Annotated in this window: 17 protein-coding genes; 11 read left to right on the top strand and 6 right to left on the bottom strand. The window is 71.7% G+C overall.

Features of this window, described 5'->3' with window-relative positions; genetic code table 11:
• The first annotated feature begins 66 nt into the window (after positions 1-66).
• The 4 genes from rimO (at position 67) to OHT77_RS12340 (ending at position 3,422) form a co-directional block, all read left to right on the top strand.
• Entirely contained in the window at positions 67-1,539 is a 1,473-nt protein-coding gene (rimO, locus tag OHT77_RS12355; protein WP_266773151.1) for a 30S ribosomal protein S12 methylthiotransferase RimO, read from the top strand.
• Entirely contained in the window at positions 1,536-2,396 is an 861-nt protein-coding gene (gene pgsA, locus OHT77_RS12350) for a CDP-diacylglycerol--glycerol-3-phosphate 3-phosphatidyltransferase (RefSeq protein WP_328828343.1), read from the top strand. Before rimO ends, pgsA begins: the two co-directional genes overlap by 4 nt.
• Positions 2,393-2,938 (top strand): CinA family protein, encoded by a 546-nt coding sequence (locus tag OHT77_RS12345; protein WP_328828342.1) that lies wholly within the window; start codon positions 2,393-2,395, stop codon positions 2,936-2,938. The genes pgsA and OHT77_RS12345 overlap by 4 nt, the downstream gene beginning before the upstream one ends.
• Positions 2,939-3,047: 109 nt before the next feature.
• Positions 3,048-3,422: a helix-turn-helix domain-containing protein gene (locus OHT77_RS12340; RefSeq protein WP_037745230.1), complete on the top strand. Its 375-nt coding sequence runs from the start codon at positions 3,048-3,050 to the stop codon at positions 3,420-3,422.
• A gap of 2,003 nt (positions 3,423-5,425) precedes the next feature.
• Here OHT77_RS12340 and OHT77_RS12330 read toward each other — a convergent pair.
• From OHT77_RS12330 to OHT77_RS12320, 3 genes are all read right to left on the bottom strand, one after another.
• The gene (locus OHT77_RS12330) at positions 5,426-6,190 is read right to left on the bottom strand and encodes an SDR family NAD(P)-dependent oxidoreductase (protein ID WP_328828340.1); all 765 of its coding nucleotides are present in this window, start codon (positions 6,188-6,190) and stop codon (positions 5,426-5,428) included.
• A 32-nt stretch (positions 6,191-6,222) separates the two neighbouring features.
• Positions 6,223-7,113 carry an Fpg/Nei family DNA glycosylase gene (locus OHT77_RS12325; protein ID WP_328828338.1) on the bottom strand — a complete coding sequence of 297 codons (891 nt, stop codon included), beginning with the start codon at positions 7,111-7,113 and terminating at the stop codon, positions 6,223-6,225.
• Positions 7,114-7,362: 249 nt separating this feature from the next.
• Entirely contained in the window at positions 7,363-12,378 is a 5,016-nt protein-coding gene (locus tag OHT77_RS12320; protein WP_328828336.1) for an ATP-dependent helicase, read from the bottom strand.
• 189 nt (positions 12,379-12,567) lie between these two features.
• On the opposite strand from OHT77_RS12320, the gene OHT77_RS12315 reads away from it, so the two are divergent.
• From OHT77_RS12315 to OHT77_RS12305, 3 genes are read left to right on the top strand one after another with little or no spacing between them, the layout of a single operon-like run.
• Positions 12,568-13,569, top strand: a complete 1,002-nt coding sequence (locus OHT77_RS12315) for an AraC family transcriptional regulator (protein WP_328828335.1) — start codon at positions 12,568-12,570, stop codon at positions 13,567-13,569.
• Complete coding sequence (locus OHT77_RS12310) at positions 13,458-14,216, top strand: AzlC family ABC transporter permease (RefSeq protein ID WP_328834222.1); 759 nt, start codon at positions 13,458-13,460, stop codon at positions 14,214-14,216. The genes OHT77_RS12315 and OHT77_RS12310 overlap by 112 nt, the downstream gene beginning before the upstream one ends.
• Positions 14,213-14,521, top strand: coding sequence for an AzlD domain-containing protein (locus OHT77_RS12305; RefSeq protein ID WP_266773165.1), 309 nt, complete (start codon positions 14,213-14,215; stop codon positions 14,519-14,521). The genes OHT77_RS12310 and OHT77_RS12305 overlap by 4 nt, the downstream gene beginning before the upstream one ends.
• A gap of 12 nt (positions 14,522-14,533) precedes the next feature.
• Here OHT77_RS12305 and OHT77_RS12300 read toward each other — a convergent pair whose 3' ends face one another.
• Positions 14,534-15,478 carry a hypothetical protein gene (locus OHT77_RS12300; RefSeq protein ID WP_328828334.1) on the bottom strand — a complete coding sequence of 315 codons (945 nt, stop codon included), beginning with the start codon at positions 15,476-15,478 and terminating at the stop codon, positions 14,534-14,536.
• 79 nt (positions 15,479-15,557) lie between these two features.
• On the opposite strand from OHT77_RS12300, the gene OHT77_RS12295 reads away from it, so the two are divergent.
• Both OHT77_RS12295 and OHT77_RS12290 read left to right on the top strand, forming a co-directional pair.
• Positions 15,558-15,752, top strand: a complete 195-nt coding sequence (locus tag OHT77_RS12295) for a DUF3046 domain-containing protein (protein ID WP_328828332.1) — start codon at positions 15,558-15,560, stop codon at positions 15,750-15,752.
• An 81-nt stretch (positions 15,753-15,833) separates the two neighbouring features.
• On the top strand, positions 15,834-17,240 hold the full coding sequence (locus OHT77_RS12290; RefSeq protein WP_328828331.1) for an AI-2E family transporter: 1,407 nt from the start codon (positions 15,834-15,836) through the stop codon (positions 17,238-17,240).
• 57 nt (positions 17,241-17,297) lie between these two features.
• On the opposite strand, the gene OHT77_RS12285 is transcribed toward OHT77_RS12290, so the two are convergent.
• Positions 17,298-18,044: a hypothetical protein gene (locus tag OHT77_RS12285; protein WP_328828328.1), complete on the bottom strand. Its 747-nt coding sequence runs from the start codon at positions 18,042-18,044 to the stop codon at positions 17,298-17,300.
• Between the two features lie 178 nt (positions 18,045-18,222).
• Between OHT77_RS12285 and OHT77_RS12280 the strand changes: the two genes are divergently transcribed.
• A complete protein-coding gene (locus tag OHT77_RS12280) occupies positions 18,223-18,831 on the top strand; it encodes a dihydrofolate reductase family protein (protein ID WP_328828327.1) in 609 nt (202 codons plus the stop codon).
• A 21-nt stretch (positions 18,832-18,852) separates the two neighbouring features.
• Here OHT77_RS12280 and OHT77_RS12275 read toward each other — a convergent pair whose 3' ends face one another.
• Positions 18,853-19,056 (bottom strand): hypothetical protein, encoded by a 204-nt coding sequence (locus OHT77_RS12275; RefSeq protein ID WP_328828325.1) that lies wholly within the window; start codon positions 19,054-19,056, stop codon positions 18,853-18,855.
• 339 nt (positions 19,057-19,395) lie between these two features.
• On the opposite strand from OHT77_RS12275, the gene recA reads away from it, so the two are divergent.
• Positions 19,396-20,529: a recombinase RecA gene (gene recA / locus OHT77_RS12270; protein ID WP_328828324.1), complete on the top strand. Its 1,134-nt coding sequence runs from the start codon at positions 19,396-19,398 to the stop codon at positions 20,527-20,529.
• Position 20,530 lies beyond the last annotated feature (1 nt).

Here is a 20,530-nt window from a genome sequence, read left to right as displayed (position 1 = left end):
GGGTTGGCCAAGATCGGCCAGCCCCTTCGACGTGGGGTGTCAGTGGGACGAAGTAGTCTTGAGCCCATGCCTGAACGCCGTACCGTCGCACTCGTCACTCTTGGCTGCGCCCGTAACGAGGTGGACTCGGAGGAGCTCGCAGGCCGCTTGGAGGCGGACGGCTGGCAACTCGTGGAGGACGCCGAGGACGCGGACGTCGCCGTCGTCAACACCTGTGGCTTCGTCGAGGCCGCCAAGAAGGACTCCGTCGACGCCCTCCTCGAAGCCAACGACCTCAAGGGCCACGGCAGAACGCAGGCCGTCGTGGCGGTGGGCTGCATGGCCGAGCGGTACGGCAAGGAGCTCGCCGAGGCGCTGCCCGAGGCCGACGGAGTGCTCGGCTTCGACGACTACTCCGACATCTCCGACCGCCTGCAGACCATCCTGAACGGCGGCATCCACGCCTCGCACACCCCGCGCGACCGCCGCAAGCTGCTGCCGATCAGCCCCGCCGAGCGGCAGGAGTCCGCGGCCGATGTCGCGCTGCCCGGCCACGGCCCGGCCGACCTCCCGGACGGCCTCGCGCCCGCCTCGGGCCCCCGCGCGCCCCTGCGCCGCCGCCTGGACGGCTCCCCGGTCGCCTCGGTGAAGCTCGCCTCCGGCTGCGACCGCCGCTGCACCTTCTGCGCCATCCCGTCCTTCCGCGGCTCCTTCATCTCCCGCCGCCCCAGCGACGTGCTGAACGAGACCCGCTGGCTGGCCGAACAGGGCGTCAAGGAGATCATGCTGGTCTCCGAGAACAACACGTCCTACGGCAAGGACCTGGGCGACATCCGCCTCCTGGAGACGCTGCTGCCCGAGCTGGCGGACATCGACGGCCTGGAGCGGGTGCGGGTCAGCTACCTCCAGCCCGCCGAGATGCGCCCCGGGCTCATCGACGTGCTCACCTCCACGCCGAAGGTCGCGCCCTACTTCGACCTGTCCTTCCAGCACTCCGCGCCCGACGTGCTGCGCTCCATGCGCCGCTTCGGCGACACGGACCGCTTCCTCGAACTCCTCGACACCATCCGCTCCAAGGCCCCGCAGGCCGGCGTCCGCTCGAACTTCATCGTCGGCTTCCCCGGCGAGTCCGAGTCCGACCTGGCCGAGCTGGAGCGCTTCCTGAACGGCGCGCGCCTGGACGCCATCGGCGTCTTCGGCTACTCCGACGAGGAGGGCACGGAGGCGGCGACATACGACAGGAAGCTCGACCAGGACGTCGTGGACGCGCGGCTCGCGCACATCTCGCGACTCGCCGAGGAACTCGTCTCGCAGCGCGCCGAGGAGCGCGTCGGCGAGACCGTGCAGGTGCTGGTCGAGTCGGTGGACTCCGAGGACGGCGCCTACGGCCGAGGCGAGCACCAGGCCCCCGAGACGGACGGCCAGGTGCTGCTCACGAGCGGCGAAGGCCTGAGCGTCGGCCGTATGGTCGAGGCGAAGGTGGTCGGCACGGAAGGTGTCGACCTGGTGGCCGAGCCGCTCCTGGGCTCGCTCGCGTGTAGTGAGGAGGCGGGCAGATGACCGGAGTCCCGGCATCGGCGGCGGGCGGCACCTCCAGCGCGAACGGCGCGCCCGCGAGCGCGGGTTCGGGTACGGCCTCCGGTGGCGCCCCTTCCGGCGCGATGTCGGGCAACGTCTCCGGCACTGTCCCTCCCGGTGAAGCCCCGGTCGGCACCGCGGCGGCCGGCACTGCCCCGGCCGGTGGTGTCTCGGCGGGTGACCTCGAGAGCGGCCTGCCCGACGGGCAGCGGCCGGCGCGCGCCGCGAAGGTCGTCGCCGCGGCCGTCAACCAGGCGAGCGTCTGGAACATCGCCAACTTCCTGACCATGCTCCGGCTGCTGCTCGTCCCCGGCTTCGTCGCGCTGATGCTGGCCGACGGCGGGTACGACCCGGCGATGCGCTCGTTCGCCTGGGCGGCGTTCGCCATCGCCATGATCACCGACCTGTTCGACGGCCATCTGGCCCGCACGTACGACCTCGTCACCGACTTCGGGAAGATCGCCGACCCCATCGCCGACAAGGCGATCATGGGCGCGGCGCTGATCTGTCTCTCCTCCCTCGGCGATCTGCCGTGGTGGGTGACCGTCGTCATCCTCGGCCGGGAACTCGGGATCACGCTGCTGCGTTTTCTTGTCATCCGGTACGGCGTCATCCCGGCGTCGCGCGGCGGAAAGCTGAAGACGCTCACGCAGGGCGTGGCCGTAGGGATGTATGTGCTGGCGCTGACGGGCTGGCTGGCCACGCTGCGGTTCTGGGTGATGGCGGCGGCGGTCGTCCTGACCGTGCTGACCGGACTCGACTATGTGAGACAGGCCATTGTGCTGCGCAGGCAGGGGATCGCCGAGCGCATGGCGGCCTCGGAGGAGACGGAAGCGTGAGTTCCACGGCCACTGAAGTGGTGCGACTACTGACCGTGAGCGGTGCGACGCTCGCTGTCGCCGAGTCGCTCACCGGTGGTCTGGTTGCGGCGGAGATCACATCGGTGCCCGGAGCCTCCAAGGCCTTCCGCGGCTCGGTCACCGCCTACGCCACCGAGCTGAAGCACCAGCTGCTCGGTGTCGACGCCACCCTGCTGAGCGAGCGGGGGGCGGTGGATGCCCAGGTCGCGGCCCAGATGGCGGCCGGCGTGCGGAAGGCGCTCGGCGCCGACTGGGGCATCGCGACCACCGGCGTGGCGGGCCCTGACCCGCAGGACGGACAGCCCGTGGGCACCGTTTTCGTGGCCGTCGACGGCCCCTTTGGACCCGATTCGGGTGCCGCCGGTGGCGGGAAAGTGGCCGCGCTGCGGTTGAACGGCGGCCGGGCGGAAATTCGTATGGAGAGTGTACGGAGCGTACTCGCGCTGCTTCTGGAGCGGCTCGTGAGCGAACAGACTGGGAATGAGCGGGCACAGGATACGGAACAGAACGGGGGGTTTTGATGTTTGCAGCCCTGAGTGAACACGACATCGCTCCCCGCACGGCCGCGGCGCAAGGCGGTACGGTGGGGCGAGAAGGATGCGGCTACGCGGTCCGAGGAGGGAGCCACCGATGATTCTGCTCCGTCGCCTGTTGGGTGACGTGCTGCGTCGGCAGCGCCAGCGCCAGGGCCGTACTCTGCGCGAAGTCTCCTCGTCCGCCCGAGTCTCACTCGGCTATCTCTCCGAGGTGGAGCGGGGGCAGAAAGAGGCTTCCTCTGAACTGCTCTCCGCCATCTGCGACGCGTTGGACGTACGGATGTCCGAGCTCATGCGGGAAGTGAGTGACGAACTCGCTCTCGCCGAGCTGGCCCAGTCTGCTGCGGCCACCGATCCTGTACCCACTTCGGTTCGTCCGATGCTGGGTTCCGTGTCGGTGACCGGTGTGCCACCGGAACGGGTGACCATCAAGGCCCCCGCCGAGGCGGTGGACGTGGTCGCGGCGTGACGCTCACGCTGGTGTAGGCCGATGTGACGCTGATCGGCGTCTGGCTGATCAGTACCGAGAAGTGTGCGAGCCCCGGCCGGGGCTTCTCCAGGGAGATCTGGAGGGGTGCGGTCGGGGTTTTTCGCGTTTCGGGGACGGTCGGCTTGGTGTGGCTGTTCGTGGCGGCGGGTCTGCGCCGGTGGGTTTGGGTGTGGGGGTGGGCGTGGGCGTGGCCGTGGGCGTACGGGCAGCGGTGCGTTTGCCGGGGTGGCTCGCTGCGGTCATGGTTGAGGCGAGTGGTGCGTCCGTGTGCCGTCGATGCGCCCTCCTTGCGGTGACCAGGACGTTTTAGCGTCGGGCTGGAGGTGGGGCCATGGCGGGGCGAATAGCACGCTGGGGGCTCGCGCCGGTGCTCGGCGCGGTGTGGTGGTGGGCCGTGCTCCGGCTCGCCCTGACGCCGCACGCGGGCGCGCTGGAGGGAGCCGTTGCGGCCGGGGGGTGGGGGCTGAGTCTCCTTCCTGTGCACTGCATGCCGAAGGCTCGGGCTGCGGGGGCTGTTGCTGCGGGGCGGTGGCGGGAGGCCTGGAGGGGGGTCGGGGGGCGGTCTGGTGTGGGGGTGATGCCGGATCTTGGAGCGAGGGGTGCGGACGTGTTGCAGGATCTCGGGGCGTCGGATGCGGTGGCGATCTCGGGCTTCGGAGCGATGGGGGCGGGGGTGTTGCCGGGGGCTGGGGTGCCGGACGAGGGGGTGTTGCCGGGGGCTGGTGTGAGGGGCGAGGGGGTGATGCCGGGGCCCGGTGGGATGGATGTGGGGGTGATGCCGGGGCCCGGTGGGATGGATGTGGGGGTGATGCCGGGGCCCGGTGGGATGGATGTGGGGGTGATGCCGAGGCCCGGTGGGATGGATGTGGGGGAGTCGGCGGGTCCTGGTAGGGCGGAGGGCGGGGCTTTTCTGGATTCGGGTGTGGCGGAGGCTGGAGTTCCGCCGGAACTGGGTTTGACGGACGCTGGAGTGCCGCCGGAGCTGGGCGGGACGGGGGCTGGAGTTCCGGGGGACTTTGGCGTCCGGGGGGTGGGGGTGTTCCCGGCGTGGGGTGGGGCTGGCGCGGGGGCGCCGTTGGTACCGGGTGTCACGGACGGTGATGTGTTGCCGGACCCTGGCGCGAGGGACGAGGGGGTGTTTTCGGACTCCGGTGGGGTGGGGGCGGGGGTGCCCTTGGAACCGGGTGTCACGGACGCGGGCGGGGTGCTGGACCGTGGTGCGAGGGACGTGGAGGTGTTTCCGGACTTCGGTGGGGCGGAGGCAGGGGTGCCGTTGGGTGGGGGTGGGACGGACGCGGGAGTGTCGCCGGACCTTGGTGCGAGGGACGTGGAGATGATTCCGGACCTCGGCGTGACGGACGCGGGTGTGACGGACGCGAGCGGGTCGCCGGACCTCGGTGCGAGGGACGTGGAGGTGTGTCCGGACCTCGGTGGGACGGACGCAGGGGTGCCGTTGGACGCGGCTGTGACGGACGCGGGAGTGCCGCCGGACCTTGGTGCGAGGGACGTGGAGATGCTTCCGGACCTCGGTGTGACGGGTGCCGGTGTGTTGCCGGATCTTGGTGTGGAGGACGCGGGGATGTTCCCGGGTCTCGGCAAGGCAGAGGGTGAAGTGCCGCCGGATTCCGGTGCGTCGGACGCTGGGATGTCGTCGTCGGCGGCCGGGGCGGTGCCGGGTGCCGGGCTGTCGGCGGGCGCCGGGTCGTTGTCGGACCCCGGACCGGCCTCGGGTGCTGAACCGGCCTCGGGTACTGAACCGCCGGCGGCGACTGGACCAACGTCAGCGGCTGGACCAACGTCAGCGGCTGAATCAGCGCCGGGCGTTGAATCGTCGGCGTCGACCGGACCAACGCCAGCGGCTGAATCGTCGTCGGCCGCCGAACCGACGCCGACCCCTGAATCGTCGGCGTCGACCGGACCAACGCCAGCGGCTGGATCATCGTCGGCCGCTGAGCCGACGCCGGGTACCGAGTCGGAGCGAGTTACCAAGGCATCGCCACGCCGCCGTTCGGGCGGAGGATCTGGCCCGTTGTGAAGGATGACGCGTCCGACGCCAGGTGGAGCACGGTGTGGGCGATGTCCTCCGGTTCACCTACTCGGCCCAGCGGTGACAGCCGGGTCATCATCGCCTCGGTGCGGGCCTGGGCCTCGCCCTCGTGGTGGTCGGTCATGGGCGTGCGGATCCAGCCCGGCGCGACCGCGTTGACGCGGATGCCGTGCCGGCCCAGTTCCGTCGCCAGCGTCTTCGTCAGCTGGACGACGGCCGCCTTGGTCACGCTGTAGCAGAGCAGCCCCGCCCCGCCGGTGTCGATCGCGCCGGACGCCATGGTGACGATGCTGCCCCTGGTGCCGCGGTCGAGCATCAGCCGGGCCGCCTCCTGGCAGGCGTACAGGACGCCCTTGAAGTTGACGTTCAGCACTCGGTCGAGATCCTCGTCCCGGGTCTCCAGCACCGTGCTGCTGTGCATGATCCCGGCGACCGCCGCCATCACATGGAGGTCGTCGCAGGACTCGACGGCCTGCCTGACTTGCGCGCGATCGGTGACGTCGAGGTGGTGGACGTGGGCGGTGCCGCCCTTGTCCTTGATCAGGGTCGCCGTGTCGTGCAGGCCTGGCGCGTCGCGGTCGGCGCAGTGCACGGTGGCGCCCGCCTCGGCGAGCAGGACGGCGGAGGCGCGGCCGATACCGCTGGCGGCGCCGGTGACGAAAGCGGTGCGTCCGGTGAGGTCGTACGCCGTGACGGGCATGAAACGACCGTACGAGGGTTTCTGACGGGTCGTCAATTAGTCGTACGGTGCTGAGTTCTGCGGGGTGCGGTGGTGTTCGGGGCCGGTCCTACCTGGCAGGTGGGGCACCAGTACGTGGGGCGCTCGCGGGAGCCGTCGCCCTGGTTGGCCGTGCGGATGGGGGTGCCGCAACGGAGGCAGGGGCGGGGTGCGCGGCCGTAGACGAAGACGTCGGGGGTGATGGGGCCTGCGGCGCGGTGGGGTGTGGTGCGGGTCGGGGTGGTGCTTGTGAAGGCGCCGGTGGTGTTGCGGACGGGGCGCTCGCGGTTGGCTTCCAGGAGCCGCTTGGCGATGGCGGGGAGCTTGGCCGCGCGGTCGGCGGGGAGTGCGCCGACGGGGAGCCAGGGGGTGGCGCCCAGGAGGAAGCAGAGTTCGCTTTTGAAGATGTTGCCGATGCCGGCCAGGTTGCGCTGGTCGAGGAGGGCCTCGCCGAGGGGGCGGGCGGGGTCCGCGAGGAGGTTGGCGAGGGCCAGCTCCGGGTTCCAGTCGGGGCCCAGGAGGTCGGGGCCGAGGTGGCCCACGGCGCGGTCCTCCTCGGGTGTGCGGAGGAGTTCGAGGACGGGGAGGCGGTAACCGACGGCCGTGAGGTCGGCGGTGCCGAGGATCACCCGGATCTGGTGGGCCAGGCCGCCGCCGCTCCAGCGTCGGCCGTTGGCGTACACCCTCCAGGTGCCGTCCATCCGCAGGTGCGAATGGAGGGTGAGGCCGCCCTCGATGCGGGTCAGCAGGTGCTTTCCCCGGGGCGTGACGTCCAGAACGGTACGGCCGGTGAGGTCCGCCGTGGCGTACTTGGGCACCCTGAGGTCGCTGCGGGTCAGCACCTTGCCCGCGAGGGCGGTGTCGAGCCGCTTCGCGGTCTGCCAGACGGTGTCGCCTTCAGGCATGGGTCAAGGGTGGCATGGGGGGAGGGGTGGTGCGGGGTGCGGGGAAACGGGTCGTATGGGGTACGGGGGCTGGGGCGGTGGGGTGAGGGACATCGCGCGCAGGGCGTGGGGGCGGGGCGGCTTTGTCGTGGGGTGCGGCTTGGGCGGCGGGTGGCTCGGGGTGAAGGTGGCCGGGGGCGGAGGGGGCCGGGGCGGAGGCGCCGGACCGAAGTGAGCCGTGGTCGGACCCCGGACGGCCGTTGCCGTGGCTCATGCGCGGAGGCGCAGGCCGCGCGGTGTCGCGATGAAGCCCGCTCCTTCCAGAAGGGTGCCGATGGGGGAGGTCAGGGCCGAGGTGCCGTTGACGCGCTCCACCGTGACCGTGCCGAGCGAACCGGCTCGGGCCGCCGCCGCGAGTGCTTCGGCCGCCGCCTGGAGGCGTGGGTCCTCGGTGGCCGTGGTGTCCGGTGCGGAGGGCCAGGCGAGCAGGGTCTTGCCGCCGCGCTCCATGTAGAGCGTCAGCTCACCCTCGACCAGCACGACCAGCGAGCCCGCCTTGCGCCCCGCCTTGTGCCCGGCGCCGGTCGGCGGCTCGGGCCAGGGGAGGGCGGCGCCGTACGCGTTCGCCGGGTCGGCGGCTGCCAGGACCACGGCTCTGGTGACGAGGGAGGGGCGGTGGGCGCGGTGGTTGGCGTAGGGGGAACTGGTGTTGCCCTGGGGCGCCGGGGCGGGGAAGTCGCGGGGCGAGATGTAGTCGCCCGGGGCCGGGGGGTGTGAGGCCGGGGTGCGGTGGTTCCGGGACGTGGGGGTGCCCGGGTTCGTGAGGCCGCCGTCCGGTGAGCCCACGCTGTCGAGGTCGTCGAAGTCGGTGAACGGGCCGAAGTCGTCGGCGAAGTCGTGGACTCCGAGGGAGTCCGCTGTGCCGTGTCGGCCGGGGGCGGCGGAATCGTTGCCGGAGCCGTTCATCCGTGAGGCGGAGTCGCCGAGGGCCCCGAAGCCGTAGGGGTCGTTGTCCGTCGGGTCCGGGGTGGGCAGTTCGTCGCCACGGTCGCGGGCGTTGGCGACCGCGCGGAGGCGGTCCACCGCGCCGTCCATCGCGAACTGGGCGGCGCCGAGCCCCTCCACGACATAGCCGCGCCGCGCCTGCCCGCTCTCCTCGAAGACCGACAGGATGCGGTACGTCGCCGAGAAGCCGCCCTCGACGCCTTCCGCGGCGACCGCTCCCCGGGTCACCACGCCGTGCCGGTCGAGCAGGGTGCGGGCCAGGGCGTGGGCGCGCACGGTGGGGTCCGGTTCGTGGGCGGGCAGCAGGGACCAGCGGCCCGCGACGGTCGGCGGACCGGTGCGGGAGGCGGGGCGCGCGGCGGCGGTGAGGGAGCCGTAGCGTCCGCGCGGGACCGTGCGTTTCGCGCGGTGGGCCGTGGAACCTGCCGTACGACCGGAGCCCAGCAGGGAGCGCATGGGGGCGAGCGTGTCGTTGGTGAGCCGGCCGGACCAGGCCAGGTCCCATACGGCGTCCGCCAGTTGGGGATCGGTGACGTCGGGGTGGGTGGTCGCGCGGATCTGGTCGGTGATCTGGCGGAAGAACAGGCCGTAGCCGCCGGAGAGGGTGTCCAGGATCGACTGGTGCAGCGCGGTGAGCTCGAGCGGGTGCGGTGGCGGGAGGAGCAGCGGGGCCGCGTCCGCCAGGTACAGGGAGATCCAGCCGTCCTTGCCGGGAAGGGAGCCGGCGCCGGCCCAGACCAGCTCACCGGCCGAGGTGAGTTCGTCGAGCATCGCGGGCGCGTAGTTCGCCACGCGGGACGGCAGGACGAGCTTCTCCAGGGCGGACGCGGGGACGGAGGCGCCCTGCAACTGCTCGACCGCGCGCACCAGTCCGTCGATGCCGCGCAGCCCGTGGCCCTTGCCGATGTGCTGCCACTGGGGGAGGAACTGCGCGAGCGCGGCGGGCGGCACCGGCTCCAACTCGTGCCGCAGCGCGGCCAGGGAACGGCGGCGCAGCCGGCGCAGCACCGTCGCGTCGCACCACTCCTGGCCGATGCCCGCCGGGTGGAACTCCCCTTGTACGACACGGCCGTTGGCCGCGAGCCGCTGCAACGCGCCCTCGGTGACCGCCACACCCAGGCCGAACCGGGCGGCGGCCGTGGCCGACGTGAACGGTCCGTGGGTGCGGGCGTGCCGGGCGAGGAGGTCGCCGAGCGGGTCCTTGACCGGTTCGGTGAAGGCCTCCGGGACGCCGACCGGCAGTGCCGTGCCGAGCGCGTCGCGCAGGCGGCCCGCGTCCTCGATCGCCGCCCAGTGGTCGGCACCGGCGATACGGACCCGGATCGCGCGGCGGGCCGAGGCCAGCTCCTGGGCCCACTGCGGTGCGGCGCCCCGCTCTGCCAACTCGGCGTCGGTGAGAGGACCGAGCATCCGCAGCAGGTCGGCGACGCCCTCGGCGTCCTTGATGCGGCGGTCCTCGGTCAGCCACTGGAGCTCGCGCTCCAGCTCGGTCAGCACCTCGGCGTCGAGCAGTTCGCGCAGCTCCGCCTGGCCGAGCAGCTCGGCCAGCAGATGGGAGTCCAGGGACAGGGCGGCGGCGCGGCGCTCGGCGAGCGGGGAGTCTCCCTCGTAGAGGAACTGGGCGACGTACCCGAAGAGGAGGGAGCGGGCGAAGGGGGACGGCTCGGGGGTGGTGACCTCGACGAGGCGGACCTTGCGGGACTCCAGGTCGCCCATCAGCTCCGTGAGGCCCGGCACGTCGAAGACGTCCTGAAGGCACTCGCGGACCGCCTCCAGGACGATCGGGAACGACCCGAACTCGCTGGCCACCTGGAGCAGTTGGGCGGCGCGCTGACGCTGCTGCCACAGGGGCGTGCGCTTGCCGGGGTTGCGGCGGGGCAGCAGCAGCGCGCGGGCGGCGCACTCGCGGAAGCGGGCCGCGAACAGAGCCGAGCCGCCGACCTGGTCGGTGACGAGCTGATTGACCTCGCCCTTGTCGAAGGCGACGTCCGCCGCGCCTACGGGGGCCCGGTCGGCGTCGTACTCCGTGCCCGCCTTCATGGGCTCCTGGTCGAGCAGGTCCAGGCTCATCAGGTCGGCGTCGGGCAGGCGCAGGACGATGCCGTCGTCGGCGTGCATCACCTGGGCGTCCATGCCGTAGCGCTCGGAGAGGCGGGCGCCGAGGGCGAGGGCCCAGGGGGCGTGGACCTGGGCGCCGAAGGGGGAGTGGATGACCACACGCCAGTCGCCCAGTTCGTCGCGGAAGCGCTCCACGACGATCGTGCGGTCGTCCGGGATGTGGCCGCAGGCCTCGCGCTGTTCGGCCAGGTACGACAGCACGTTCTCCGCGGCCCAGGTGTCGAGGCCCGCGGCGAGGAGGCGCAGGCGGGCGTCCTCCTTGGGCTGCGAGCCGACCTCGCGCAGGAACGCGCCCACCGCGCGGCCCAGTTCGAGCGGGCGGCCCAGCTGGTCGCCCTTCCAGAAGGGGAGCCGGCCGGGCACGCCCGGCGCGGGGGAGACCAGGACGCGGTCGCGGGTGATGTCCTCGATCCGCCAGGAGCTGGTGCCGAGGGTGAAGACGTCACCCACCCGGGATTCGTAGACCATCTCCTCGTCCAGCTCGCCGACCCGGCCGCCGCCCTTCTTGGGGTCGGCGCCCGCGAGGAAGACCCCGAAGAGACCGCGGTCGGGGATCGTGCCCCCGGAGGTGACGGCGAGGCGCTGCGCGCCGGGGCGGCCGGTGATCGTGCCGGCGACGCGGTCCCACACCACGCGCGGGCGCAGCTCGGCGAACGCGTCCGAGGGATAGCGGCCCGCGAGCATGTCGAGCACGGCCGTGAACGCCGACTCCGGGAGCGACGCGAAGGGTGCGGCCCGGCGGACGGTGGCGAGCAGGTCGTCGACCTGCCAGGTGTCCAGCGCCGTCATCGCGACGAGCTGCTGGGCGAGGACGTCCAGGGGGTTGGCGGGGACCTTCAAGGACTCGATGGAGCCGGTGCGCATCCGCTCGGTGACCACGGCGGCCTGGACGAGGTCGCCCCGGTACTTCGGGAACACCACACCTGTGGAGACCGCCCCGACCTGGTGTCCCGCGCGGCCCACACGCTGGAGGCCGGAGGCCACGGAGGGCGGGGACTCCACCTGGATGACGAGATCGACGGCGCCCATGTCGATGCCCAGCTCCAGGCTGGACGTGGCCACCACGGCGGGCAGCCTGCCCGCCTTGAGGTCTTCCTCGACCTGGGCGCGCTGCTCCTTGGAGACCGAGCCGTGGTGGGCGCGGGCGATGACCTGGGGGGCGCCCTGGGCGGCACCGGAGCCGCCCATCAGCTCGGCCGGTGCGTGATGCTCGTCCAGGGACTCGCCGGTCGCGCGCTCGTAGGCGATCTCGTTGAGCCGGTTGCACAGACGCTCCGCAAGGCGGCGGGAGTTGGCGAACACGATCGTTGAACGATGTGCCTGGACGAGATCGGTGATGCGCTCCTCGACATGCGGCCAGATCGACGGCTTCTCCTTGCCCTCGCTGCCGTCCGCCACCGGGGAGCCGCCCAGCTCGCCCAGGTCCTCGACCGGGACGACCACGGAGAGGTCGAACTCCTTGCCGGACTTCGGCTGGACGATCTCCACCTTGCCCCGCGGCGAGAGATAGCGGGCGACCTCGTCGACCGGGCGCACGGTCGCCGAGAGGCCGATACGGCGGGCCGGCTTCGGCAGCAGCTCGTCCAGCCGCTCCAGGGACAGCGCGAGATGCGCGCCCCGCTTGGTGCCCGCGACCGCGTGCACCTCGTCCAGGATCACCGTCTCGATGCCCGTCAGCGCGTCGCGCGTGGCCGACGTCAGCATCAGGAACAGGGACTCCGGGGTGGTGATCAGGATGTCCGGCGGGCGGGTGGACAAGGCGCGACGCTCGGCGGGCGGGGTGTCGCCGGAGCGGATGCCGACCTTGACCTCGGGCTCGGGCAGGCCCAGGCGGACGGATTCCTGGCGGATGCCGGTGAGCGGGGAGCGGAGGTTGCGCTCGACGTCGACCGCGAGGGCCTTCAGCGGAGACACGTACAGGACGCGGCAGCGCTTCCTCGGATCGGCGGGCGGGGGTGTCGCGGCGAGCTGGTCCAGGGCGGCGAGGAAGGCGGCCAGGGTCTTGCCGGAACCGGTCGGGGCGACCACCAGCACGTCCGAGCCCTCACCGATGGCCTTCCACGCGCCCGCCTGGGCCGCGGTGGGCGCGGAGAAGGCCCCCGTGAACCAGCCGCGGGTCGCGGGGGAGAAGCCGTCGAGGGCTCGGTGTGCGGAACTGACCATGCGTCCATCCTGCACCCGACCACTGACAATGCGTCTGACCTGCGGACATTCTGCGGCGGTTGCTCGCGGGATCGTTTCGGCCCCTGCCGGCCGGCGCGGGCAGGACCGTTTCGGCGGCTTCCGGCTTCCGGCTTCCGGCCGCCGTGGCCGGGACCGCGCCCTCTCCCCGCCGTGGCGGAGAATGGCCGTATGGCGGGTTCGGGCGAGCTGGCGAGACACTGGCAGTACACGGAGCTGCCCGGCGTCGATCTGCTGCGGGCCCGGTACATCCACAAGACGTTCATCCGGCACACGCACGAGAACTTCGTCATCGCCGCCATCTCGGATGGCGTCGAGGTGTTCCAGCACGGCGGGGGCGACGTGTCCGCCGGGGCGGGAGCGCTCGCGCTGGTCAACCCGGACACTCCGCACACCGGCCGGGCGGGTGTGCCCGAGGGCTGGCGGTACGGGGCGGTCTACCCGTCGCCTGAGGTGGTGGCCGCGATAGCCGCCGAGACCACCTCGATCCGCGGCACCCCCGGTTTCGTCAGTCCCGTGCTCGACGACCCCCACACCGCCGGCCTCGTCCACCAGATCCTGCGCGCGGCCGACGAGGGCAACGCGCTCGCCGCCGATACCTTGCTGCGTGTCGCCGTCACCAGGCTGCTCCGGCTCAATGGCGGCCCGCTGCCGCAGCGCGTCGTGCCCACGGCCGGCGATCGGGTCGCCGCACGCGCGCGTGCCGTGCTCGAAGCGCGCATGGCGGAACCACCCACCCTGGAGCAGCTCGCCGGGGACCTGGGGACCAGCCCCTTCGCGCTGCTGCGCGCCTTCCGGAACGCCTACGGGATGCCGCCCCACACCTGGCTGACCGACGCCCGTGTGCGGCGGGCGCGTCGCCTCCTGGACGCGGGTACGGGTCCCGCGGAGGCCGCCGTCGCCGTCGGCTTCACGGACCAGCCGCACCTCAACCGGCACTTCGCCCGGATCGTGGGCGTGCCCCCGGGCGCCTACCAGCGGGAGCGCAAGAACGTACAAGACGCGGGGCGGCGACTGCTCCTACCGTGCGACACGTGGCAGAACAGATCGCTTCAGAAGACATACGCGCCGGAGCGGGAGGGACTGAACCGGAAGGGAAACGAGCCCCCGAGGCGGCAGAAAAGCCGGACTCCGCCGTCGTACGGGACGCCCTCGGAGTCGGGATCGCCGTAGGGCTGTCCGGGTTCGCCTTCGGGGTGACCTCGGCCGGTGGCGGGCTCAACCTGCTGCAGACCTGTGCTCTCAGTCTCCTGGTGTTCACGGGGGCATCCCAGTTCGCGCTCGTGGGGGCGCTCGCGGCCGGCGGCAATCCGCTCACCGCGGCGGCGGGAGCCTTCTTCCTGGGGGTGCGGAACACCTTCTACGGGCTGCGTCTCTCGCAGGTGCTGGCCCTCCCGCGCGCGGTGCGCCCCTTCGCCGCCCAGTGGGTCATCGACGAGACGACGGCGGTCACGCTCGCGCAGCCCACGCGACGGGCCGCGCGGATCGGCTTCACCGTCACCGGGCTCAGCCTGTACCTGCTGTGGAACCTCACCACGCTGCTCGGCGCGCTGGGCGCCAAGGCCATCGGGGACACGGACGCGTGGGGCCTCGACGCGGCCGGGCCCGCCGTCTTCCTTGCGCTGCTCGCGCCCATGCTCACGACCACCACGGAGCGTGCCGTCGCCGCTCTCGCGGTCCTTCTGGGACTCGGCCTGCTGCCCGTGCTGCCGGCCGGTGTGCCGGTGCTGGCCGCCGCGCTCGCGGCACCGATCGCCCTCTACGCAGAGGGCCGACGGCACGGAGGGACACGTAACGACACACAGGAGGAGGACCGTTGACCGTCTGGATCGCGATCGCGGCGACCGCGATCGGCTGCTACGTCGTCAAGCTCGCCGGACTGCTGGTGCCCGCGGGCGCGCTGGAACGGCCGCTGGTGAGGCGGCTCGCCGCCCTCCTGCCGGTCGCCCTGCTCGCCGCGCTCACGGCCCAGCAGACCTTCGCCGACGGGCACGCGCTCGTGCTCGACGCCCGGGCCGCGGGGCTCGCGGCGGCCGCCGTGGCGCTGGTGCTGCGGGCACCGTTCCTGCTCGTCGTCGCGGCGGCCGTCCTCGTGACGGCGGGCGTGCGGGCCATCGGCGGCTGACGCGCCCCGGGGTCAGCCCACGGGGCGGCCGTACGCCTTCAGGGTGCGCAGAGCCTGGATCGTCACCATGGGGCGTGCCTCCAGGGCGATGCCCGGCGCCCATTGACGCCAGCGGATCGGCCAGCCGCCGTCCTCGCGCTGGTCGCCCGCGAGGTGGTCCAGGGAGCGGGCCATCTCGTCGTCCGTGAACCACGCGCGCGCGAGCGAACTCGGCGTCCTCGCGTAGTCGTACGGGAAGTGGTGCTCGCCCGGCGCGTACCCGGGGGCGACCGGGTACGCCTCCAGGTTCTCCGGGTCCAGTGCGGCGAGCCGGTGTTCGCGCACCAGGCGGCCGAGGCGGTCGGCCGCCGCCTCCGCGCGCGGGCGGTCGGGCGCCGAGTCCAGGAAGGCCACGGCGGCCTCGATCTCGTACGGGTGCGACTTGTCCAGGGCGTCGACGGCCTGCCAGCAGTAGTCGGTGGCCCGGAACAGCCAGGCGTGCCACACCTCGTTGCGGTGCAGCAGACCCACCACGGGACCGGTCGCGAGGAGTTCGCTGGGCGGGTCGTCCACGATCGGCACGAAGGGCGCCGTCGGATAGCCGCGCTGGCCGGGAAGGATCGCCGGCAACGCGCCGTCGGCCGTGGAGACCGAGGTCAGATACCGGCACACACGTTCCACCCGCTGCCCGCCGCAGCGCCCGACGGCGTCCAGGACGCGCAACGCGTGCCCGGTGTGCAGCGGCTGGCTGACCGGGCCGCGCAGATCGGGTTCCAGGGCGTGCCCGTAGCCGCCGTCCTCGTTGCGGTAGGCGTCCAGCGCCGTCTCCACCGGATCGGGTTCGCCGTTGAGGAAGTGGTACGCGAAGAGGCGCTGCTCCAGCACGCGCGCGGTGAGCCAGACGAAGTGCTCGGCGCGGAAGAGCGGGGAGTGCGCCGGGGGCGTCGGGGGGAGTGGGGAAGCTCCTGTTTCGGCCATGGGTCAGACCGTAGGACGGAAAGCGGTCTCCGCAAGGGGTCCCGACCTGGTCCCACTCTCAGGGCGGGATACTGGTGTCATGCGGTTGACGGTCTTCTGGCAGCGGATGACGGAGTACTTCGGCGCGGGATACGCCGAGAGCTTCGCGCGCGATCATGTGATGACGGAGCTCGGTGGGCGGACGGTGCACGAGGCGCTGGACGCGGGCTGGGAGGCCAAGGACGTATGGCGCGTGGTCTGCGACGTCATGAACGTTCCGCAGCACAGCCGCTGATATTCCGCCCGAAAGTCGCTGATCGGTCACGAAGATCGACGGTGGTGACCGGTTGTCAGTGACGTAGGCGAGACTTGCACCGTGGCAGTGACTGACGAGACCGGGCGCGACGCCCCGCAGACATCCCCGACCGGTGCGACGCCGCCGACCCGGCCCCCGGCCGACGGCGCCGTGCCGCGCCCGGGCATGCCGCGCTGGCTGCCGCGCGCCATGGTGCTCGCGCTCGCCCTCGTCGCCGTGTTCCAGCTGGGCAGTTGGGCCTTCCACCAGCTCATCGGGCTGCTGATCAACATCCTCATCGCGTTCTTCCTGGCCCTCGCCATAGAACCCGCGGTGAGCCGCATGGCCGCCTTCGGGATGCGCCGGGGACTCGCCACCTTCCTGGTCTTCCTGGGCCTGTTGATCGTGTGCGCCGGCTTCATTACCCTCCTCGGGTCGATGCTCGCCGGCCAGATCATCAAGATGATCGAGGACTTCCCGGACTACCTCGACTCCGTCATCAACTGGGTCAACGGCCACTTCCACACCGACCTCAGACGGGTCGACATCCAGGAGGGGCTGCTCCACTCCGACTGGCTGCGCAAGTACGTGCAGAACAGCGCGACCGGCGTGCTGGACGTCTCCACCCAGGTGCTCGGCGGCCTCTTCCAGCTGCTGACGATCGGTCTGTTCTCGTTCTACTTCGCCGCCGACGGGCCACGGCTGCGGCGCGCCCTGTGCTCCGTACTGCCGCCCGCCCGGCAGGTCGAGGTGCTGCGCGCGTGGGAGATCGCCGTCGACAAGACAGGCGGCTACATATACTCACGCGGCCTGATGGCGCTGGTCTCCGGAGTGGCGCACTACATCCTGCTGCAGGCGCTGGGCATCCCGTACGCGCCCGTGCTCGCCGTCTGGGTGGGCCTGGTCTCCCAGTTCATCCCGACCATCGGCACGTATCTGGCGGGCGCCCTGCCCATGCTGATCGCCTTCACCGTGAACCCCTGGTACGCGCTGTGGGTGCTGATCTTCGTGGTGGTCTACCAGCAGTTCGAGAACTACATGCTGCAGCCCAAGCTGACCGCGAAGACCGTCGACATCCACCCCGCCGTCGCCTTCGGCTCGGTCATCGCGGGCACCGCGCTCCTGGGAGCCGTGGGCGCGCTGATCTCCATCCCGGCCGTCGCCACGCTCCAGGCGTTCCTCGGGGCGTACGTGAAGCGGTACGACGTCACGGACGACCCCCGGGTCCAGGGCCACCGGACGACCCGCGGCGCGGGCGGCCCCGGCCTGCTGACACGCGCGCGTGGGCTGTGGGAACGGCGCCCTGGGGAGGGGGCAGCGGAGCTGACAGAGGCCGACGCCGCCGGCACGACCGGCTCCGCCCGTACGACCGACGCCACCGATTCGACCGACTCCGGGAGAGCCGACTCGCGGCCGACCGATCAGGAAGCGGCCGACTCCGAGCCGACCGACTCCACGCCGAGAGACTCCGGCGAGAGCTCCTCCTGAGGGAGGACTTGGCGAGCCCTCCGAGGGGCGATCGGCAGGAACACCGGCCCGTCGCGGTCAGTACGTGAGCACCGCCCACACCCCGGCACCGGCCACGGCGACGACGTAGCAGCCGACCGCCACCTTCACGACCCGCAGCCGTATCGTCTCGCTCCAGGACGTGCGGGACAGCAGCCAGGCCAGGGCGGGCAGGACCAGGACGGCGTGCAGGCTCACCCCGTGCAGCGGCTTGAGCGGGGCCGTCGAGTGGTACGCCGCCTCCTGGTGGCCTGTCCGGGCGAGGACGACCCCGCGCGCGATCATCGCGGCGCCCGAGGCCAGCGCCACGAGCATGATCGCGAACCCGGAACGCACCGCGAGCGCCATCCCCGTAGGGCCCGTCGGCCGGTGCCTGAAGGACGTCACCGCGAACACGGTGAGCAGCACCACGAGGACGCCGCCGCCCACCGCGAGCATCATGGACACCGCCGTGTCGAAGGGCGTCTCCATGTCGAGGTGCGACGGCACCCGGCGCCACGCCTGGAGGGTGATGCCGCCGACCTCCACGACACAGTCGGCGGCGAACACGACGAGCAGCACGGTGCGCAGCCGGGCCCCGATGCGCAGATACGACGTGACCCAGGTGACCGCGATCAGCGTCGCCCCGAAGGAGAGCCCGAACGTGACGGGCTTGCGCCAGGAGACGGGCCCGTACCAGGGACCGCCGTCGACCGCGAACACCACCAGGTGCACCAGCCCGGAGAGGATCAACAGGGCACCGATCACATGGCAGAGACGCTCGGCGGGACGTACGTGCAGCTTCATGGCCCGAGCCTCGCGGGAACCCGTCGCGCAGTCGTCGTACGACCGAAGGCACCCGTCGTACGACGGCGGAAGTAGGCCCCCGGAGGCGCGGCGATGAGTTTCGGGGGCGTGCCGGGTCCATGGAGGTGCAAGCCGCTCGGAATCCGCGGAACAGTGACCCCTGAAGCGAGGAACGATCATGTCCACCGCAAAGAGCCCACAGCGCGGCGACATCGCGCCCACCCCGCAGCCGGCGGACACCGAGCGGCAGACCGCCGCGGGCAAGGTGCTGTGGCACTTCACGATGTCGCTGGACGGGTTCGTGGCGGGGCCGGGGCATGCGATGGACTGGATGACGGGGTTCTCGTTCCGGCCCGGCCTCGTCGAGGAGTACGTCGCGACGACCGGCGCCGTACTGGGCGGCCGGGACGGCTTCGACGCCTTCCCCGATGCGGGCAGCGTCTATGGGGGCGCGTGGGAGGGGCCGGTGTTCGTCCTCACCCACCATCCCGACGACGCGCCGCCCGCCCCGGGGGTGACCTTCCTGGACTGCGACGTGGCCGAGGCCGTCCGCATCGGGCTGGAGGCCGCCGGGGGCAAGAACCTCGAAGTGCTCTCACCCACGATCGGCCGACAGCTCCTGGAGCGCGGACTGCTCGACGAGATCGACCTGCACATCGTCCCCATCCTGCTCGGCGACGGCATCCGGCTCTACGACAACCCCGGGGGCGTCCCCGTCCGGCTCGGGTTCCTGAACGGCGACGACCACGCGGCCGCGGTCGACGTGCGCTGTCGGCCGGTTCGGTAGCGTGCGGCGCCCGTGGGGTTCCTACTGGTAACAGTTGCCGCTGCACAGGATGGTGACGGTGCCGGTCTCATCGGCCGGGGTGATCGCCGTGCTCTGCGTCGGCGCGGGCCTGTGCACGAGGCTGGTCTCCCACGGCATGGGAGCGGCCGATGCAACCGGGCTCATGATGCCGATGGCCGCCGCGGTCAGTACGGCCGCGATCCCCGCGCGCTTCCACGTCTTCATCGGGTTCTCCTTGTGGTCGTTCGGCGTTGACTGCTGCCGTCAGTCAAGGGGCCGGGCGGCCGGCACAGGAAGGATTTCCATGTGGTTCGAAGCGTCGTTACGACGTTCGGCGTCAGAGGAGATCGGTGACGTGAGTGCCGCGTGGTGCGCTTGACACGAAAATCGAACATCCATTCTTATGGAAGCTCCGGCGAGGCCATGACGGGCATTTCGACTGGCTTTTGATGGCGAAGTGTCCGAGTTATCCACAGGCCGGACGGGCGTCGGGGCGCATTGTCAGTGGCAGGCGTTAGCGTCTTTGACGTGAAGCGATCGACTCAAGCAAACCGGGTGGAACCCATGGCAGGAACCGACCGCGAGAAGGCGTTGGACGCCGCACTCGCACAGATTGAACGGCAATTCGGCAAGGGCGCGGTGATGCGCCTCGGCGAGCGGCCGAACGAGCCCATCGAGGTCATCCCCACCGGGTCGACCGCACTGGACGTCGCCCTCGGCGTCGGCGGCCTGCCGCGCGGCCGAGTGGTGGAGGTCTACGGCCCGGAGTCCTCCGGCAAGACGACCCTGACCCTGCACGCGGTGGCGAACGCCCAGCGCGCCGGCGGCCAGGTCGCGTTCGTGGACGCGGAGCACGCCCTCGACCCCGAGTACGCGAAGAAGCTCGGCGTCGACATCGACAACCTGATCCTGTCCCAGCCGGACAACGGCGAGCAGGCCCTGGAGATCGTGGACATGCTGGTCCGCTCCGGCGCCCTCGACCTCATCGTCATCGACTCCGTCGCGGCGCTCGTGCCGCGCGCGGAGATCGAGGGCGAGATGGGTGACAGCCACGTCGGTCTGCAGGCCCGTCTGATGAGCCAGGCACTGCGGAAGATCACGAGCGCGCTCAACCAGTCCAAGACCACCGCGATCTTCATCAACCAGCTCCGCGAGAAGATCGGCGTGATGTTCGGCTCGCCGGAGACCACGACCGGTGGCCGCGCGCTGAAGTTCTACGCCTCGGTGCGTCTCGACATCCGCCGTATCGAGACCCTGAAGGACGGCACCGACGCGGTCGGCAACCGCACCCGCGTCAAGGTCGTCAAGAACAAGGTCGCACCGCCCTTCAAGCAGGCCGAGTTCGACATCCTCTACGGCCACGGCATCAGCCGCGAGGGCGGCCTGATCGACATGGGCGTGGAGAACGGCTTCGTTCGCAAGGCCGGCGCCTGGTACACGTACGAGGGCGACCAGCTCGGCCAGGGCAAGGAGAACGCGCGCAACTTCCTGAAGGACAACCCCGACCTGGCCAACGAGATCGAGAAGAAGATCCTGGAGAAGCTGGGCGTGGGTGTCCGTCCTGAGAAGGACAAGCCCGCAGCCGAGCCGGTCGCGGACGCGGCGGTCCCCACCGCCACGGACGACGCCGCCAAGGCGGTGCCCGCTCCGGCGGCGGCCAAGACCACCAAGTCCAAGGCCGCGGCAGCCAAGAGCTGAT

It is taken from the genome of Streptomyces sp. NBC_00252 (assembly GCF_036187565.1).
Taxonomy (GTDB): domain Bacteria; phylum Actinomycetota; class Actinomycetes; order Streptomycetales; family Streptomycetaceae; genus Streptomyces.
Note: the sequence above shows the minus strand (reverse complement) of the source record. Positions and strands in the feature narration are given on the sequence as shown.

Bases quoted from the DNA above. Each gene is read 5' to 3' on its own strand.
- rimO (WP_266773151.1), top strand. From the start codon at position 67: ATGCCTGAACGCCGTACCGTCGCACTCGTCACTCTTGGCTGCGCCCGT.
- pgsA (WP_328828343.1), top strand. From the start codon at position 1,536: ATGACCGGAGTCCCGGCATCGGCGGCGGGCGGCACCTCCAGCGCGAAC.
- OHT77_RS12340 (WP_037745230.1), top strand. From the start codon at position 3,048: ATGATTCTGCTCCGTCGCCTGTTGGGTGACGTGCTGCGTCGGCAGCGC.
- OHT77_RS12330 (WP_328828340.1), bottom strand. From the start codon at position 6,190: ATGCCCGTCACGGCGTACGACCTCACCGGACGCACCGCTTTCGTCACC.
- OHT77_RS12325 (WP_328828338.1), bottom strand. From the start codon at position 7,113: ATGCCTGAAGGCGACACCGTCTGGCAGACCGCGAAGCGGCTCGACACC.
- OHT77_RS12320 (WP_328828336.1), bottom strand. From the start codon at position 12,378: ATGGTCAGTTCCGCACACCGAGCCCTCGACGGCTTCTCCCCCGCGACC.
- OHT77_RS12315 (WP_328828335.1), top strand. From the start codon at position 12,568: ATGGCGGGTTCGGGCGAGCTGGCGAGACACTGGCAGTACACGGAGCTG.
- OHT77_RS12300 (WP_328828334.1), bottom strand. From the start codon at position 15,478: ATGGCCGAAACAGGAGCTTCCCCACTCCCCCCGACGCCCCCGGCGCAC.
- OHT77_RS12295 (WP_328828332.1), top strand. From the start codon at position 15,558: ATGCGGTTGACGGTCTTCTGGCAGCGGATGACGGAGTACTTCGGCGCG.
- OHT77_RS12285 (WP_328828328.1), bottom strand. From the start codon at position 18,044: ATGAAGCTGCACGTACGTCCCGCCGAGCGTCTCTGCCATGTGATCGGT.
- OHT77_RS12280 (WP_328828327.1), top strand. From the start codon at position 18,223: ATGTCCACCGCAAAGAGCCCACAGCGCGGCGACATCGCGCCCACCCCG.
- OHT77_RS12275 (WP_328828325.1), bottom strand. From the start codon at position 19,056: ATGAAGACGTGGAAGCGCGCGGGGATCGCGGCCGTACTGACCGCGGCG.
- recA (WP_328828324.1), top strand. From the start codon at position 19,396: ATGGCAGGAACCGACCGCGAGAAGGCGTTGGACGCCGCACTCGCACAG.